Annotated in this window: 12 protein-coding genes; 1 reads left to right on the top strand and 11 read right to left on the bottom strand. The window is 67.1% G+C overall.

The genetic code is table 11. From position 1 onward, the window contains the following. Window positions 1-6 precede the first annotated feature (6 nt). From ligA to ACFO0A_RS08545, 7 genes are all read right to left on the bottom strand, one after another. A complete protein-coding gene (ligA, locus tag ACFO0A_RS08575; RefSeq protein ID WP_379538592.1) occupies window positions 7-2,067 on the bottom strand; it encodes an NAD-dependent DNA ligase LigA in 2,061 nt (686 codons plus the stop codon). Next, window positions 2,064-2,765, bottom strand: coding sequence for a GNAT family N-acetyltransferase (locus ACFO0A_RS08570; RefSeq protein WP_379538591.1), 702 nt, complete (start codon window positions 2,763-2,765; stop codon window positions 2,064-2,066). The genes ligA and ACFO0A_RS08570 overlap by 4 nt, the downstream gene beginning before the upstream one ends. Continuing rightward, window positions 2,762-4,426 (bottom strand): DNA repair protein RecN, encoded by a 1,665-nt coding sequence (recN, locus tag ACFO0A_RS08565; RefSeq protein WP_379538590.1) that lies wholly within the window; start codon window positions 4,424-4,426, stop codon window positions 2,762-2,764. Before recN ends, ACFO0A_RS08570 begins: the two co-directional genes overlap by 4 nt. Window positions 4,427-4,494: 68 nt before the next feature. Beyond that, window positions 4,495-6,960, bottom strand: coding sequence for a TonB-dependent receptor (locus tag ACFO0A_RS08560; RefSeq protein ID WP_379538589.1), 2,466 nt, complete (start codon window positions 6,958-6,960; stop codon window positions 4,495-4,497). 114 nt (window positions 6,961-7,074) lie between these two features. Continuing rightward, a complete protein-coding gene (locus tag ACFO0A_RS08555) occupies window positions 7,075-7,254 on the bottom strand; it encodes a YezD family protein (protein ID WP_379538588.1) in 180 nt (59 codons plus the stop codon). Between the two features lie 91 nt (window positions 7,255-7,345). Further along, window positions 7,346-7,774: an RrF2 family transcriptional regulator gene (locus ACFO0A_RS08550; RefSeq protein ID WP_379538587.1), complete on the bottom strand. Its 429-nt coding sequence runs from the start codon at window positions 7,772-7,774 to the stop codon at window positions 7,346-7,348. A gap of 66 nt (window positions 7,775-7,840) precedes the next feature. Further along, window positions 7,841-8,650: an outer membrane protein assembly factor BamD gene (locus ACFO0A_RS08545; RefSeq protein ID WP_379538586.1), complete on the bottom strand. Its 810-nt coding sequence runs from the start codon at window positions 8,648-8,650 to the stop codon at window positions 7,841-7,843. A gap of 203 nt (window positions 8,651-8,853) precedes the next feature. On the opposite strand from ACFO0A_RS08545, the gene ACFO0A_RS08540 reads away from it, so the two are divergent. Beyond that, window positions 8,854-9,252 carry a response regulator gene (locus ACFO0A_RS08540; protein WP_379538585.1) on the top strand — a complete coding sequence of 133 codons (399 nt, stop codon included), beginning with the start codon at window positions 8,854-8,856 and terminating at the stop codon, window positions 9,250-9,252. A 16-nt stretch (window positions 9,253-9,268) separates the two neighbouring features. Here the strand turns inward: ACFO0A_RS08540 and ACFO0A_RS08535 are convergent, their stop codons facing one another. The 4 genes from ACFO0A_RS08535 to lepA all read right to left on the bottom strand — a co-directional run bounded on the left by ACFO0A_RS08535 (window position 9,269) and on the right by lepA (window position 16,430). Beyond that, window positions 9,269-10,789, bottom strand: coding sequence for a sensor histidine kinase (locus ACFO0A_RS08535; protein ID WP_379538584.1), 1,521 nt, complete (start codon window positions 10,787-10,789; stop codon window positions 9,269-9,271). 78 nt (window positions 10,790-10,867) lie between these two features. Continuing rightward, window positions 10,868-12,376, bottom strand: a complete 1,509-nt coding sequence (locus ACFO0A_RS08530) for a Ppx/GppA phosphatase family protein (protein WP_379538583.1) — start codon at window positions 12,374-12,376, stop codon at window positions 10,868-10,870. Further along, window positions 12,373-14,538, bottom strand: a complete 2,166-nt coding sequence (locus tag ACFO0A_RS08525) for an RNA degradosome polyphosphate kinase (protein WP_379538582.1) — start codon at window positions 14,536-14,538, stop codon at window positions 12,373-12,375. The genes ACFO0A_RS08530 and ACFO0A_RS08525 overlap by 4 nt, the downstream gene beginning before the upstream one ends. Window positions 14,539-14,627: 89 nt before the next feature. Beyond that, window positions 14,628-16,430: a translation elongation factor 4 gene (gene lepA / locus ACFO0A_RS08520; RefSeq protein WP_379538581.1), complete on the bottom strand. Its 1,803-nt coding sequence runs from the start codon at window positions 16,428-16,430 to the stop codon at window positions 14,628-14,630. Window positions 16,431-16,433: the final 3 nt, after the last annotated feature.

Genomic DNA, 16,433 nt, shown 5'->3' with positions numbered 1-16,433 from the left:
GCCCGCCTAACCCGCGTCGGCGACGATCGCGGCCCAAGCTGCCTCGTCGATGACCTCGATGCCGAGCGCCGCGGCCTGCTTCAGCTTCGATCCGGCCCCCGGGCCTGCCACCACCAGGTCGGTCTTCGCGCTGACCGATCCCGCCGACTTGGCGCCGAGCCGCTCCGCCTGCGCCTTGGCCTCGTCGCGGCTCATCGTCTCGAGCTTGCCGGTGAAAACTACGGTCTTGCCCGCGACCGCGCTGTCCTTCGTCTCGACGATGTAGTCGGGCGGCGAAAGCTCGCGCAGGAGGTCGTCCCACACCGCGCGGTTGTGATCCTCGTGGAAGAAATCGCCCAGCGCCTCGACCACCACCGGGCCTACGCCCTCGATCCCCAGAAGCTCGGCGCGGGCCTCGGCATCGCCGGCGTCTGCCGCTTCGACCGTGGTGCGCAGCGCGGGAAGCGTGGTGAAGCGTTTCATCAGGTCGCGTGCGGTAACCGCCCCGACATGGCGGATGCCCAGTCCGAACAGCAGCCGCGCCGCGTCGGGCGTGCGCCTCGCCTCGATCGCTGCCAACAGGTTATCCACAGACTTGTCCTGCCACCCGGCGCGTCCGACGATCTCGCCGCGGCGATCCTTAAGGCGGAAAATGTCGGCGGGGCTTTCCAGCCAGCCTTCGGCGAAGAATTCTGCGATGGTGCGCTCGCCCAGTCCCTCGATATCGAGCGCAGCGCGGCTCACGAAGTGCTGGAGCCGCTGGGTCCGCTGCGCCGGGCAGATCAGCCCGCCTGTGCAGCGCACGTCGACCTCGCCTTCCTCGGCCACCGCCTCGCTGCCGCAGTCGGGACAGTGGTCGGGAAAGACGTATGGCTCGCGCGGCGTGTCGCGGGTGAGATTGTCGACCACCTGCGGAATCACGTCGCCAGCGCGCTGGAGCACGATCCGGTCGCCGACGCGCAGGCCGAGCCGGCCGATCTCGTCGCGGTTATGCAGGGTCACGTTGAACACGGTTACCCCTCCGACGAGCACCCCCGCGAGCCGGCCCACCGGAGTGAGCTTGCCCGTGCGGCCGACCTGGATGTCGATCGCCTCGAGCGTCGTCTCGGCCTGCTCGGCGGGAAACTTGTGCGCCAGCGCCCAGCGCGGCGCCTTGGCGACGAAGCCCAGACGTCCCTGGAGATCGAGCCGGTCGACCTTGTAGACGACCCCGTCGATGTCATAGGGCAGGCTCGCCCGCCGCGTGCCGATGCTGCGGTAATGCTGCAGCATCTCCTCCAGCGTCGAACACCGGACGAGGTCGGGCGACACCGGACCGCCCCACTCCTCGATCAGCTTCATCATGGCGAACTGGGTGGCCTCGGGCACCGCGCTCGCCGCGCCCCAGCCATGCGCGAGGAAGCGAAGCGGGCGCGCCGCGGTGACGCTGGCATCCTTCTGGCGCAGCGATCCCGCCGCAGCATTGCGCGGGGTCGCGAACAGCCGTTCGTCGCGCTCGGCCTGTGCCGCGTTCAGTGCGGCAAACGCCTGTTTTTCCATGTAGACTTCGCCGCGGATCTCGAACACCTCGGGCACCGTGCCGCGCAGCATTTGCGGAATGTCGGGAATGTGCGCGACATTGGGCGTCACGTCCTCGCCCACCTGCCCGTCGCCACGCGTCGCAGCGCGGACGAGCCGCCCCCCTTCGTAGCGCAGGGAGCAGGACAGGCCGTCGATCTTGTCCTCGGCAGTGCACACAACTTCCGCCTCGACCGGCAGGTTCAGGAAGCGGCGCACGCGGGCGAGAAACTCGGCCACCTCCTCGTCGGCGAAGGCGTTGTCGAGGCTCATCATCCGCACTTCGTGGCGGACCTTCGCCAGCGGCGATGCGGCAACCTCGTGGCCGACGGCGCGGCTCGGGCTGTCGGGCCGGACAAGGTGCGGGAACTGCGCCTCCAGCTCGGCATTGCGGCGGACCAGCGCGTCGTACTCGGGATCGCTGATCTCGGGCGCATCCTCGGCGTGGTAGCGGCGATTGTGGTGCGCGATACTGCGCGCGAGCCGCATCAGTTCGTTGGCGGCCTCGGCCTCGGTGATCACACCCTTCATGCCGCGCCGCCGTTCCAGACGATCACGGTCACCGTCATCGGGCAGCGAATGGCAAAGCCAAGCCGCTCGTACAGCGCGATGGCCCCGGCGTTGTCGCGGTGGACGTGGAGGAAGGGGACCTGGTCGCGTTCGGCAAAGCCCAGCATGACCCGCCCGATCAGCGCCGCAGCCAATCCCTTCCCGCGCCAGGCAGGATCGGTGCAGACCCCGCTCACCTCGGCATATCCGCCGGGCCGCATCCGTTCGCCCGCCATGGCGACGAGGCGACCACGCTCGCGGATGCCATAGAACGCGCCGTAGCGGATGGTTTCGGGCGCCCACGGTCCGGGCTCGGTCGCTTCGGCCAGGATCGCCATTTCGGCCATGTCGGCGCGGCCGAGCAATTCCACGGCGGGATGGTCGCCGTGCATCCTGGGCGCCGCGCACACCATCTGGACGAGCGGTGCCGAGGCGACGACCGTCGTTCCGGGCGCGGGCGCCACTTCCTCCCTCTCCACTTGCGCAAGTGGCCCAAGGCCGCGGGCCAGTGCGGCGAGCGCGCGCTGCGCTTCCTCGCCGAGGTCGCGCGCGGCGCCGAACGGCCCGATCGCGGGATCAACCCGCAACGCTCGCGCGTCGCCATGCGCAAGGTCGCGCTGCTGGCCCGACAGCGCATGCCAGAGCGGCCGGTCGAGCACGTGGCCGGCGGCGCTCGTCACACGTCCTCCAGCAGCCGATCGGCCTGGGCCCGGGCCTCGGCGGTAATCTCGGCGCCAGACAGCATCCGCGCAATCTCCTCCTTGCGCCCGCCGGCGTCGAGGAGGTGGACGGAGGTGCGCGTCACGGTGCCTTCGGACGATTTGGCGATAACGTAGTGCGTGTTCCCGCGCGCGGCGACCTGCGGACTGTGCGTGACCGCGAGAAGCTGGCCGCTCGCCGCAAGCCGCGCCAGACGCTCGCCGATCGCGCTGGCGACAGCGCCGCCGACGCCGCGGTCGATCTCGTCGAAGATCACGGTCGCCGCGCCGCCCTGTTCCGCCAGCGCGACCTTGAGCGCGAGGATGAAGCGCGAGAGCTCGCCGCCGCTCGCGATCTTGGCGAGCGGGCCGAACGGCGCGCCGGGGTTGGTGGCGATCAGGAACTCGACCGCGTCGGCGCCCGCCGGGCCCCAGCGTTCCTCGGGCAGCGGGGTCACCGACGTGCGGAACCGCGCGGCATCGAGCTTGAGCGGGGCAAGTTCGCCCGCGACCGCGCCATCGAGCCGGGCGGCCGCTGCGGTGCGCTGCGCCGAAAGGTCGGCGGCGAGCGCGCGGTACGCTTCGCCCAGCGCCGCCTCCTCGCGCTCCAGTTCCGCGATCCGGGCCTCGCCGCCCTCAATGGCGTCGAGGCTGGCGCGCATCGCGAGCATCCGGTCGGGCAGGTCGTCGACTTGGCAGCCATGCTTGCGCGCAGCGGCGCGCAAGTCGAACAAGCGGGTTTCGTAGCGGTCCAGCGCGGCGGGATCATGGACCAGCGCCTCGGCGGCGCGGGCGAGCTTGTCCTCGGCCTCGCCAGCCTCAATCACCGCCCGGTCGAGAGCCTCGAGCGCCTCGCCCAGCAGCGGGTGCTCGGCGGCGATCCGGTCAAGCTTGCGCGCCGCGGTGCGGAGCCCGGCCAGCGCGCTGTCCGAACCCGACCATAAGTGCTGCAGCTCGGCCAGATCACCGGAAAGCCGCTCGCCCTTCTGCAGGTCGCTGCGCGCGCCGGCAAGAGCCTCCTCCTCGCCCCGTTCGGGCGCGAGCGTGGTCAGTTCGGCGAGATGGGCGAGCAGCAGTTCCTGGTCGGCTGCAGACCGCGAAGCGGCCTCGCGCGCCGCCTCCAGCGCATCGCGCACACCGCGCCATGCGCGCCAGGCATCGGCAACGCGGCCCATGTCGGCCCCGGCGAAACGGTCCAGCAACTGCCGGTGGCCACGCGGGTTGACCAGGCCGCGGTCATCGTGTTGCCCGTGGATCTCGACCAGGCTGGAAGCGAGTTCGCGCAACAGACCGGCGCTGACCGGCTGGTCGTTCACGAAGCCCTTGCTGCCGCCATCGGCGCGCAGGCGGCGCTTGAGCAAAAGCGGCTCGCCCGGTTCGTGATCCACCCCGGCATCTGCCAACGCCTGCGCCACGGCGCCGGGAAGGCTCGCGAACTCGAAGCTGGCGGTAACGCTCGCCAGATCCTCGCCCGCACGAACCAGGCCGGTGTCGGCGCGGTTGCCGAGCACCAGCCCGAGCGCGTCCAGCAGGATCGACTTGCCGGCGCCGGTCTCGCCGGTGAGGACGCCCAACCCGCCGTCAAAGGCAAGGTCGAGCGCCTCGATCAGGACGACATTGCGGATGGAAAGCTGGGTAAGCATGTTCGCGACGCGTTCTAGCGAAGCGAACCGCGCCCGTCATCCGCAGATGGCGGTTCCTTCCCCCGCGATCAGAACTGCACCTGGAAGGTGGCGCCGTAAGTCCGCTCGTCGCCCGGGCTGCCGACGACGAGCCCGGTGCTGCCCGACTGGGTGGCCAGGACCTCGTAGTACTTCTTATCGAAGGCGTTGCGGACCCACCCGTAGAGATTGAACCTGTCCTCTACCCGGAAGCCCGCGCGCAGATTGACCAGGGCATAGCCGTTCACGTCGGTATAGGCCGAGCGCGACGGGTTGGACGAGAACTTCGAGCGATAGCTTCCGTCGACGCCGAAATAGGTCTCTCCATCTGCGCCCAGGATGCTTGCCGGGACATTGTATTCGCCGCCGAACGAGGCCGCCCAGCGCGACACGCCGGGCAGCCACTGGCCCGAAATGTCGCAATTGGCTGGGCTGAACCCGCCGGGTGTGCCGGGCGCCGAGGGGGTCTGGCCCACCGTGGCGGTGCTTCCCCCTGACAGTTCCGGCGGGCATGGCGCATCGACGAACTTCACGTACTCGTGATCGGTGAATGCGCCGCTGGCATAGAGATTGAGCCGCTTGCTAGGCTGGACCTTGAGGTCCGCCTCGATCCCGCGCACCCGCACCTTGTCGGCGTTGGCGAGGTAGCCGCGCAGCACGCCGAGCTGGCCGTTGGTCACCGTCGCCTGATAGTCGCGGATGTTCGTCCAGAATCCGGCGAGGTTGAGCGTCGCCTTGCGGTCGAGGAACTGGGTCTTGAGCCCGAATTCGAAGTGGTCGACCTTTTCGGGCTTGACCGTCGCGGCGCTGAGGATGGGGTTGTTGCTCGCGTCGAGCGGAAGACCCGACAGGTTGATGCCGCCGGACTTGAAGCCCTTCGACACGGTCGCATAGGCCATGACGTCGCGCGACACGTCGAAGCTCGCGGTAAAATCGCCCGAGATGTTCCAGTCGCTGAACTTCGGGCGATAGCTTTGCGGCGCCAGCACTCCGCGCTGGTCGGCGTTGAGCACGGTGCTGCCGGTGCCGGTGGTCACCACCGAAACGTACGAGCCGCTCTTCTTGTCGTAATTGACCCGCAGGCCCGGCTGGAGGCGCAGCCTGTCGCTGACGTGCCAGGTGAGTTGGCCGAACGCGGCAAGGCTCGTGGTCTTGAGCCGGATGTCATTCTCGGCGCGAAGGCCGTTTAACACCGCCGGATTGCAGGCATTCGCGGTGGGCGTGGCGCAGCCGGCAGAGCCAGGCGCGACGTTGCCGGGATTCAGCAGCCATCGGCTTGCCGCGATGCCCTGTTCCTGCGCGCCGGTGGTATGCTGGTCCTGGTGATAGGCGAACAGTCCGGCGACGTAATCGAACCGGTCGCCGGTCGCGGCGTAGCGAAATTCCTGGCTGTACTGGTTCTGCTTCGATGGATTGGCCGAAACCGTGGTGATCGGCAGGCCGGTGAAATCGCGGTCGTTTGACGGTCCCCAGTTCCAGAACCGCCATGCGCTGACCGAGGTGAACGTGCCGGGGCCGAGGTCCCATTCAGCCCGCAGCGACGCGCCGCCGATCTCCTGGAAGGCATCGAGCGGGGTATCGAGGTCGGTAAGCCGGTCGAAGGCGTTGGTGCTGCGCGGGGCATAGTCGAACGCGGCAGCAAGCGCGGCGAACTGGCGGTTGAGCGGGCGCTGCGTCACCCCCGTGCGAACATAGATCTGGGCGCAGCACTCCGGATCCTGGCGGTTGTAGTCGCCCGTCAGGGTAAGCTGAAGGTCGTCCGTCGGCTTCCACAGCAGCACCCCGCGCAGCCCGAGGTTGTCCTGCTCGTTCACCCACTTGTCGGTGGTGACGTTGTAGATTGTGCCCTTGCGCGAGGTGCGCGAGGCGGCAAGCCGCAGCGCCAGCTTGTCGGCGACCAGCGGGCCGGAAACCGAGGCCTTGGCCTGGACGTAGTCGAGATTGCCGACCGACAGCTCCGCCCGGCCCTCGAACTCGAAGCTGGGCGGACGGGTCGTGATGTTGATCGCGCCGGCGGTGGTGTTCTTGCCGTAGAGCGTGCCTTGCGGGCCGCGCAGCACCTCGACCTGCTTCACGTCGAGAAAGTCGAACGTCGCGGCGGCGATGCGGCTGTTGTAGACCTGGTCGATATAGACGCCCACGCCCTGCTCGATGCCGTCGTTCGTTAGCCCGAACGGCGCGCCGAGGCCGCGGATGTTGGCGGCGGAATTGCGCGGATTGGTCGAATAGAACTGCAGGCTGGGCTGAAGCTGGGTCAGCTTGGACACGTTTATGCTCCCGGTGGCGTCGAGCTGGCGCTCGTCGACGATGGAGACAGCGACAGGCACGTCCTGCACGTCCTCGTCGCGGCGGCGAGCGGCCGTGACCACGATCGTCTCGCCATCCTGCGCAGCGGCGGTCGCCTGCGGATCGGTCGCGGGAGCGGCAGCGCCGGCAGGCGCTCCCTGGGCGTGGGCGGCGGCAGTGGTCGTGGCAACGGCAATGGCAAGCGCGGACGCGCGAACGAACGAATGCATATCCAAATCCTTTGGAAGAAGGGAATTGGATGCATCCGGCGGTCCGGTCTGCATCGACCGGGCGAAGAGGGAAGCCCGGTGGGTCTGATTTTACGGAAGAAGCCCCCTGATGGATCAGGTGAAGCGGCGGCGCTCGGTCACCTGCATCTGAACCAGCCGGCCGTCGTGGACGACCAGTTCGATCGCTCCGTACTTGAGCCGCGAGAGCGCCTCGGCAATCTCGCCTAGGGCAAGCGCCGGGCCACCGGGAACTTCGCGGGTACGGTCGGAAGCGGAAAGCGTGTTGGCGGCCATGAGTCTCTCCTTCGCCGCCGCTTTTAACTCTACTGATTATGTAGACAAGGCACTCAAAGCTTGCTTGCGACGAAGCGCAGCTATCGCGCGCTCAGGCGATACCCGGTTCGGTCGGGATCGGATCGGCCAGAGTCGTCTCGTCCAGCATCCGCGCCATCGCATCGCGCAGGGTGAGCATGAGCCCGCGCAAGCGGCACTCCGATTCGGGCAGGCAGTTGGCGCAGTGTTCGTGCGCGAAACGGCTGGCGCAGGGGACGAGCGCAAGGCTTCCCCGCGTTAGCCGGATAATGTCGCCATAACGGATATCGACGGGATCGAGCGCGAGCTCGTAACCGCCGTCACGCCCGCGGCGCGAACTGACGAGGCCTTCGCGGACCATCTCGCTGAGGATAACGGTCAGGAATTTGCGGGGGATGTTCTGGGCCGCGGCAATCGCGTCGAGCCGCACTGGCCCTTGCCGATATTCGTCGGCCAGGTGCTGGAGGGCGCGGATCGTGTAGCGGCTTTTCTGCGACAGCATGGGCCGCAGTTCCAGCGCGTTTCAGACCTTAATGTCAACCGCTCCGGTTGAGAGTGAGGCTGATCCTCAGGTTGCGTTGGTACTGGGCGCGTACTTGTTCATCAGCTTGTATGCGCGCTGATACCATTCGTTGCCCGGATAGTTCGCACCCAGGACCGCGGCGGCCTTCTGCGCTTCGGCGGGGACGCCGAGCGAGAGATAGGTCTCGACGAGGCGGAACAGCGCTTCGGGCGCGTGGCTGGTCTGCTGGAACTTGTCGACCACGGTGCGGAAGCGCAGGGCGGCTGACAGCCACCGGCCCGACCGTTCGTAATATCGGCCGATCTCCATTTCCTTGCCCGCCAGGTGATCGTTCACGAGATCGATCTTGAGCTTCGCGTCGCTGGCGTAGCTGGTGGTGGGATAGCGGCGCACCACTTCGTTCAGCGTGCGCAGTGCCTGTTCGGTGATCTTCTGGTCGCGCGTGACGTCGCTGATCTGCTCGTAATAGCAAAGCGCGATCAGGTAATAGGCGTAAGGCGCGTCCTTGTTGCCGGGATGGATCTGCAGGAAACGCTGCGCCGACTGGACCGACTTGTTGTAGTCCTTGGCCATGTAATAGCTGAACGCGCTCATCAGCTGGGCGCGACGAGCCCAGGGCGAATAGGGGTGCTGGCGTTCCACCTCGTCGAACAGCGCGGCCGCCTGCTTCGGCTGGCCGCGGTCGAGCCGGTCCTTCGCCGCGAAATAGAGCGTGTCGACATCGCGGGCGACATAGGCGGTATCGACCGCCTTGCCCCGTCCTGCGCAACCGGCGGTGAGCGCGGCGGCAACGCTGGCGCAAGCGAGAAATGCAAGCCGCAGACGGCTCCGGTTCGGCGAGGGGCTGAGGATCATGCGCAGCCCTATAGCCAGCGGCCGAATGAACGCCAAGTGAAGTTCGCTGCCAATCGGCGCGATGCGGGGACAGGCCCTTGCAATCGTGGCAAATCGGCCCAACTTTCCATGTTGCGTTGCAGCATAAAATGCAATTAACCGGCCAAAAGTCGGGAACTGCCGGGGTCCTGCGGCATTTCGACTTAAACCTTCAGAGCGAGCCAATGTCCAAGCACACCATCCTCATTGTCGAAGACGAGATTTTCGTGGCGATGGATATCGAGCGGATTCTCGCGGACGCTGGGTATCAGGTGCAGGCGATCGCCGCCGACCGGGCCGAGGCCATGGCCGTGGACGAAGCCCCGCAAATCGCCTTCGTTGACATCAACCTGCGCGATGGGCCGACCGGGCCGGGCATCGCCTGCGACCTCGCCTCGCGCTATGGCACCAAGGTCATCTACGTGACCGCCAACCCCGCGCAGATCGATCCCCGCGCGTCAACCGCGATCGGTTACATCCGCAAGCCTTTCAGCGACGATTCGATCCTCGCTGCCGCCAGCTTGGCCATCGGCGGGGCTGCTGCAGCGACAAACGCCAGCGGCATCACCTTCTTCAAGCACTAAAATTCGTGCCGCTTTTCTAGGAGCGCCGCATCGCGGTGGCGGGGACGCGCGCCGCGAAATGCAGGCCCTCGCGGGTCCAGTCGCGCTTGTATGTTCCGCCAAGCTGGCGGCGGACAGCCATTTCGATCAGCTGGCTTCCGAAGCCTTCCTTGAGATCTCCGGCACGCTCTGGCGCATCGATCTCGCGCCAGTCGATGGCGATGGCGCCGTCATTCTCTTTCAAACCCACCTCGACCCGGCCGGAAGGGACCGACAGCGCGCCGTATTTGGCTGCGTTAGTCGCCAGCTCGTGGAACAGGAGCGCCAGGGGGGTTGCTGACTGGTCGTCGATCTCGGCATCGTCCCCGACGATCCGGACCCGCTCGCCGCGCGTGTCCTGATAGGCGGAAAGCAGGTCCTCCAGCATCCCCTGCAAGCTCGTCTGGCTTCTGGCCGGGCGCGAGTTCTCGCTGTGCGGGCGAACGAAGTCGTGCGCCCGGCCAAGCGCCATGACCCGTCCGCGCAAGTCTTCGGCAAGGCCCTGAATCTCGGGATAGCGCCGCGATGACAGGCCGATCAGACCGCCGATGACCGAGAAGATGTTCTTGATGCGGTGACTCAGCTCATGCGAAATGATTTCGCGCTGCTCCATCGCCGCCTTGTGATCCTGGATGTCGGTGCACGTCCCGAACCAGCGGACGATCCGGCCTTCGCCATCGCGGGTCGGCAGCGCGCGCCCGAGAACCCACCGATACGATCCGTCGGCGGCACGCAGGCGGTACTCGATCTCATAGGGATCGCCAGTTTCAAGGCTCTGGCGCCAGACGGTCCATGCGCGCTCCTGGTCGTCGGGATGGAACACGTCGTTCCAGCCGTCGCCGTCCGTCGATCCTTCTTCCAGGCCAGTGAACTCGTACCACCGCGCGTTGTAGTAGTCGTGATAGCCGTCGGGCTGCGTCGACCAGACCATCTGCGGCATCGTGTCGGCCAGCACGCGGAAGGCCTGCTCCTGCCGGTCGCGGTCGATGGCCAGGTGCGCCCGTGCCGCCTGCCCCTCGCGCTCGGCCTTGCGGGCGGCGAGCAGTGTCATCACCGCATCGGCGAGCGTCTGCAACCCCTTGCGCTGCGCCGGGGCAAGCCCCGTACGTGGCTTGCCGTCGATCACGCACAGCGTGCCCAGGACGGAGCCGCCCTCGTCCCGCAGCGGCGCGCCGGCGTAGAACCGGATGTGCGGCTCGCCCGTGACCAGCGCATTGTCGGCAAACCGGGGGTCGGCACGCGCGTCTGGGACTTCCATCACTTCGGGCGAATTGAGCGCATGGGCGCAGAACGAAACGTCACGCGGGGTCTGCGTCAACGTGGATCCGGTGGTCGCGGCGAACCACTGGCGGTCGTCCTCCACAAGGCTGACAAGGCTGACCGGCGCATCGCACAGCGCCGCGGCGAGGTCGGTGATCCCGGTCAGCCGCGGATCGCCGCGAAGTCCCTCGATCCCGTAATCCCGCAGTACCGCCAGGCGCGCTTGTTCGGCCTGTTCAGCGCTTTGAGTCTCGGTCAAGTCATGGTCCTTCGGGATTATCCGGTTTCGTGGCGGATCGTTCGCAAACGCGTGAAGCGGCGTTCGGTTCACCCGGTTCTAGTCGCGCCCTGATTTTTCTTTCAAGCCCGCCACTTCCAGTTCGCGCTGAAGCTTTGCGCCGAGGTTCCTCCACGCGGGCTCCACGACTTCGTTGAACAGCGCAGGCGCGCGCGAAACGTCGAGCACCAGCCGTCCATCCGCGCTCACGAGCGCGGTGTCCTCGAGCGGGGCGGCGAGCCCGGCGGAGAACTTTTCGGCAAAGCGCATGATCGCACCGAAAGTCGCGGCCTGCTCGATGGCGGCGGCCGAAGTCAGCCGCGTCAGGCCTGCCGGCACGTCGCGCTCTCCCACGTGGGCGAGCAGCGCCGCCGCGAGCCAAGCCCTGCCCGCCGCGTCGATCCCCACGTACTTCTCGTCCAGCGCCAGACCCAGAACGTGCGCACGCCGCCGGGCGCGATCCGGCACCCGCGCGCCGTGGGCGAGCCAGCAGGCCGCGATCCGCAGGCGCTCCTCACCGGGCTCTGGCGGAGGCAGCGGCCCCGAGCACCACTGCGCCATCAACGGGCCGGTCGACCAGCCCGACCGGCTGCGTGCGCGCGCGGCGAGATCGGCGAGCAAGGGATCCTCACGCCGGACCTCCCGCGAATGCGTGGCGTGGATCAGCCCTTCGCGCAGGCCGAAGGTCGAGACGACGACCGCGCTCGGCCTGATCCTGCGAACCAGTGCTGCGAGCAGCAATGCCGCATCGCCCAGGCTTCCGATACGTGCCGTGTTGAGCCCAGGGACCTTTTGCAGGTTGCGCGCCTGTGTGTGGGCGAGGACGTTGACGAGGTGAGGCACCTCCGCCGGGTTGATCACGTACCCGTGCGGGCTGCGCACCGGCCATTTGGCGTCGTGGATCGCGACCTGGGCCAGCGCGCGCCACGACCCGCCGGCAATGTAGAGCGGCCGCCCCTCGCCGCTGCGCGGTATTTTCGCGCGCTCGATCAGCTTGCCCATCTGGCGCAGCGCATTCGGCTGGCCGCCGGCGCGCATCGCCGCAAGGCGCAGCGTCCCGAGGGGAAGGGTCGTGCCCTTGCCCGGCTCGCCCTGGACGAGTTCGACAAGTTCGAGGCTGCCCCCGCCAAGGTCCGCTACGATCCCCTCGGCGTCGGGAAAGGCGCACAGGACGCCCCGCGCGGCTGTCGCGGCCTCCTCCGTGCCCGAAAGCAGGACCGGCGAAAGGCCGAGGGCGCGCACCCTGTCCAGGAATTCGGGTCCGTTGGAAGCATCGCGGACTGCCGCGGTGGCGACGACGAACAACTCACTCACCCCGCTGGCGGCGGCAAGGCGTGCGAATCGCGCCAGGGCGCGCAACGTCACGTCCATCGCCTTGTCCGGCAGGCGACCGTCGGCCTGGAGGGCCTTGCCGAGGCGGGCCTGGATCTTCTCGTCGATCAGCGGCCACGGCACGCGGTCATCGGCACGGTAAACCACCAGCCGGACCGAGTTCGAGCCAATGTCGATCACCCCGCAGCGGTGCTCGTCGACCGATGCGGTGCTACCCGTGAATTGCAGCGCGCTCACTTCGCGGGCGAACTCGGACCCAGGCGTTCCGCCAGCGAGGGAACGTCGCCGACACCGTGCAAGGCCGTCCCGCGACCCGAGAGGGAAGGATTCGTCATGAAGTAGCGGTGCAGGTTGAACGTCCGCCCGTCCAGCGCAAAGCGGGTGTAACTGCCATCCGACGCGAGCCGCCAACTCTGTTCGGTGTCGAGCAGGTTGGCAACGAGCACCTGGTCGAGGACCTGGCTGTGGACCGTAGGATTCTTGATCCGCACGAGGCATTCGACCCGCCGGTCGAGATTGCGGGTCATGCCGTCGGCGGACGAGATGAACACGGCCGCGCTGGCGCTGGGCAGCGCCTCCCCGTTGCCGAAGGCCCAGATGCGGCTGTGCTCGAGGAAGCGGCCGACGATCGACTTGACCCGGATGTTCTCCGACAGCCCCGCAACCCCGGGCCTCAAGGCGCAAATGCCGCGCACCACCAAATCGATCGGCACACCCGCGTTGCTCGCGGCATAGAGCCGGTCGATCAGCCTGCTGTCGGTAAGCGAGTTGAGCTTTGCCCAGATGCCCGAGGGTCGTCCCGCCTCGGCGCTGGCAATCTCGCTGTCGATCAGCCCCGTCAGGCGCTCGCGCAGGTTGACCGGCGAGACTGCGAGCGACGGACTCGTATGCGGCGTTACGTAGCCGGTGATGAAATTGAACACCTGCGCCGCGTCGTTCGCCAACTCGGGATCGGCGGTGAAGTAGCTGAGATCGGTATAGATGCGCGCCGTGACCGGGTGGTAATTCCCGGTACCAAAGTGACAATAGGTCGCAAACCCGTTGCCCTCGCGCCGGATCACCAGGCTCATCTTGGCGTGGGTCTTGTAGTCGACGAAGCCGTAGATCACCTGCACGCCGGCACGTTCGAGCTGCGCGGCCCACAGCAGGTTCTGCTCCTCGTCGAAGCGGGCGCGCAGTTCGACGACCGCGGTTACCGCCTTTCCGGCCTCGGCCGCCGCGATCAGCGCATCGATCACCGCCGGCTGCTTGCCAGCGCGATAGAGCGTCTGCTTGATCGCCACGACATCGGGGTCGGCGCCGGCCTGCTTGAGAAAGTCGAGCACCACCTCGAAAGTCTCGTACGGGTGCTGGACGATGAAATCCTTCTCGCGGATCGCGGCAAAGCAATCGCCATCATGCTCGGCGATCCGCTCGGGATAGCGGGGCGAATGGGGCGGAAAATGGAGGTCGGGTCGGTCCTGAACGTCGATTACCGGCCCGAACGCCGACAGGTCGAGCAGGCCTCTGACCCTTGCGACGGTGGCCTCGCGCGTTCCGATGGACCGAAGCAGCAGCTCTTCCAGCGCGGGATCGCAGCGCGCCTCGATCTCGAGCCAGATCACCTTGCCGCGGCGACGCCGCTGTATCGCCGTGCGATAGTGCCGCACGAGATCCTCGGCATCTTCCTCGATCTCGATGTCGCTGTCGCGCAGCAGACGGAACAGCCCGCTACCCCTGACCGCGAAGCCGGGGAAGATCAGCGGGGCAAAGCGTCGGATCGTCTCCTCCAGCGAGACGTAGCGCGCTTCGGCGCCAGGCAACCTGATCAGGCGGGGAAGCGTGGCCGGGACGAGAATCATCTCGATCACCGACGCGGCCCCCTCTTCCCGTTCGAGCCGGAACAGCAGGCCCATGCCCTGGTTGGCGATGAACGGGAACGGGTGCGCCGGATCGAGCGCCTGGGGCGTGATCACCGGAAAGATCTGTTCGCGGAAGTAGGTTTCGAGCCAGGCGAGGTCGCTGCGGGTCAGCCGCGTGGTGGTAAGCGCGATGCCGGCTGCGGCCAGCGGTCGCCTCAGCGCAAGGAGCACCCGCTGCTGGCGTACGCGAAGCCGGGCAATGGCGGCGTCGATCGCGACGAGCTGCTGCGCCGGCGTGCAGCCGTCGTTGGAAAGCTCGTCGATCCCGCGGCGGACCTGTCCCTTCAGTCCCGCGACGCGAACGACGATGAATTCATCGAGGTTGGCGGCCGAGATGGCGAGGAAACGAAGCCGTTCGAGCAAGGGGTGGCGGTCGTTGCACGCCTCATCCAGCACCCGATGGTTGAACGCGATCCAGCTCAGTTCGCGGTTGAAGAAGCGAGCGGGTCCGAACTGTGAAGGCTCGGCGGGCGGTGAGCCGTCCTGAAATGCCGTCACGTTCCCTCCACCCCGCCGTCCAGCGACATTGGAGGGCATTTGTGACGGCTGCGTGACGGTCTGCGCGTCCATTACATCTCCGGCGGGACCTATTCCTCGCCCATCCGCAGAGCGGCAATAAAGGCCTCCTGCGGGATTTGCACGTTACCGTATTCGCGCATCCGCTTCTTGCCCTCTTTCTGCTTTTCGAGGAGCTTTTTCTTGCGGCTGATGTCGCCGCCATAGCACTTGGCGGTCACATCCTTGCGCAATGCGCTCAGCGTTTCGCGCGCGATCACCTTGGCCCCGATCGCGGCCTGGATCGGGATCTTGAACATGTGCCGGGGAATGAGCTCCTTCAGGCGCTCCACCAGGTGGCGGCCGCGCGCATCCGCCTGGCTGCGGTGGACGATCATCGACAATGCATCGACCGGCTCGTTGTTGACGAGGATGTTCATCTTTACGAGGTCGCCGACGCGCAGGCCGATCTGCTCGTAATCGAAGCTGGCGTAACCGCGGCTGATCGACTTGAGCCGGTCGTAGAAGTCGAACACCACTTCATTGAGCGGCAGCTCGTACGAAACCTGCGCCCGCCCGCCGACGTAGGTCAGCCCAGTCTGGATTCCGCGCCGGTCCTGGCACAGCTTGAGGATCGAGCCGAGGTATTCGTCGGGCGTATAGATCGTCGCCTTGATCCACGGCTCCTCCATTTCCGCAATTCGCGCGGGGTCGGGCATGTCGGACGGATTGTGGAGCTCGAGCACCGAACGGTCGGTCATCGTCAGGCGATAGACGACCGAGGGCGCGGTGGTGATGAGGTCGAGATCGTATTCGCGGGTCAGCCGCTCCTGGATGATCTCGAGGTGGAGTAGCCCCAGGAAGCCGCAGCGGAAGCCGAATCCGAGCGCGGCGCTGGTCTCCATCTCGAAACTGAACGACGCGTCGTTGAGGCGCAGCTTGGCGATGCTTTCGCGCAGCTTCTCGAAGTCGGCGGCATCGACCGGGAACAGGCCGCAGAACACGACCGGCTGGACTTCCTTGAAGCCCGGCAGCGCCTGGGTCGCGCCGCCCTTCACCGTGGTGATGGTGTCGCCCACGCGGGCCTGCGCCACTTCCTTGATCTGCGCGGTGATGAACCCGATCTCGCCGGGACCCAGTTCGGCAAGCTGCTCGATCTTGGGGCGCATGCAGCCCACCCGGTCGATAAGGTGCTCGGTCCCGCCGGCCATGAACTTGACCTGCAGGCCCTTCTTGATCACGCCGTCGATCACGCGGACGAGAATGACCACGCCGAGGTAGGGATCGTACCACGAATCGACCAGCATCGCCTTGAGCGGCGCATCGCGGTCGCCGCCCGGCGGGGGAATGCGGGTCACGACCGCCTCGAGCACTTCGGCAATGCCGATGCCGGACTTGGCGCTGGTCAGCACCGCCTGGCTCGCGTCGATCCCGATAATCTCCTCGATCTCGGCCCGGACTTTTTCCGGCTCGGCCGCCGGAAGGTCGATCTTGTTGATCACGGGCACGATCTCGTGGTCGTGCTCGATCGACTGGTAGACGTTCGCCAGAGTCTGGGCCTCGACCCCCTGAGCCGCGTCGACCACCAGCAGCGCGCCTTCGCACGCGGCCAGGCTGCGGCTGACTTCGTAGGCGAAGTCGACGTGGCCGGGCGTGTCCATCAGGTTCAGCTCGTAGGTCTTCCCGTCCTTCGCGGTGTAGTCGAGCCGCACGGTCTGCGCCTTGATGGTGATCCCGCGCTCGCGCTCGATGTCCATGTTGTCGAGCACCTGCGCGCTCATCTCGCGCGCGGACAGGCCGCCGGTTTCCTGGATCAGGCGGTCGGCAAGCGTCGACTTGCCGTGGTCGATATGGGCAATGATGGAAAAATTGCGGATCAGCGCGAGGTCGGTCATCCC

Origin of the sequence: Novosphingobium tardum (assembly GCF_042652045.1) — a bacterium.
In the GTDB taxonomy this organism is placed as follows: Bacteria; Pseudomonadota; Alphaproteobacteria; order Sphingomonadales; family Sphingomonadaceae; genus Novosphingobium; species Novosphingobium tardum.
The sequence above is the reverse complement of the archived record's forward strand: the minus strand, read 5'-3'. Positions and strand labels throughout refer to the sequence as shown.